At 66.2% G+C, this 1050-nt stretch carries 1 protein-coding gene; it reads left to right on the plus strand.

Annotated features, from left to right (window positions below; translation table 11 throughout):
- Positions 1-115: 115 nt before the first annotated feature.
- On the plus strand, positions 116-1050 hold a 935-nt coding region (locus ACIRS4_RS39025), incomplete at its 3' end, for an FAD-dependent oxidoreductase (protein ID WP_404205148.1).

The raw sequence follows: 1050 nt of genomic DNA on the forward strand, positions 1-1050 counted from the left end.
ACGCCGTGCTCAGCCGCACGCTCTACCGCTCGCGGATCGCGACGGCCGAGATCGACGCGTGAACAACCGGCGGGTCGCGGCGCCTGTCGGTGACCGAAAAGTCTTGAAGGGAACCATGATTACCGAACAGAGTGCAGCGACCCGCCCACTACGCATTGCGATCGTGGGGGCGGGACCGGCCGGGATCTACGCCGCCGACGCGTTGATGAAATCCGATGGGCACGCCGGGTTCGACGGGGTGAGCATCGACCTCTACGAGCGGATGCCCGCGCCGTTCGGGCTGATCCGGTACGGCGTCGCGCCGGATCACCCGCGGATCAAGGGGATCATCACCGCCTTGCACAAGGTGCTCGACAAGGAGCAGGTGCGACTGCTGGGGAATATCGACTACGGGGTGGACATCACCCTGGAGGATCTGCGTCGGTTCTATGACGCGGTCATCTTCTCCACCGGGGCGAATGCCGATCGCGCACTGGATGTTCCGGGGATCGACCTGGACGGGTCCTACGGTGCGGCGGACTTCGTGTCCTGGTACGACGGGCATCCGGATGTGCCGCGGACCTGGCCGCTGGAGGCGGAGAAGGTCGCGGTGCTCGGCGTCGGCAATGTCGCGCTGGATGTGGCGCGGGTGCTGGCCAAGACCGGGGACGAGCTGCTGCCCACGGAGATTCCGCCGAACGTCTATACGGGTTTGCGGGCCAACCAGGCGCTGGAAGTGCACGTGTTCGGCCGCCGCGGTCCCGCGCAGGCCAAGTTCACCCCGCTCGAGCTGCGCGAGCTCGACCACTCGCCGACCATCGAGGTCATCGTCGACCCCGAGGACATCGACTACGACGAAGGCTCCGAAGCCGCGCGCCGCACCTCCAAGCAGGTCGACATGATCTGCAACACCTTGGAGCAGTGGGCTATTCGCGATGTCGGCGACCGCCCGCACAAGCTGTTCCTGCACTTCTTCGAGAACCCGTCGGAGATCCTCGGCGAGAACGGCAAGGTCGTCGGTCTGCGGACCGAGCGCACCGCACTCGACGGTACCGGGAAGGTGAAACCGAC

The sequence above is a fragment of the Streptomyces sp. NPDC101166 genome (genome assembly GCF_044768125.1).
Lineage (GTDB): Bacteria > Actinomycetota > Actinomycetes > Streptomycetales > Streptomycetaceae > Streptomyces.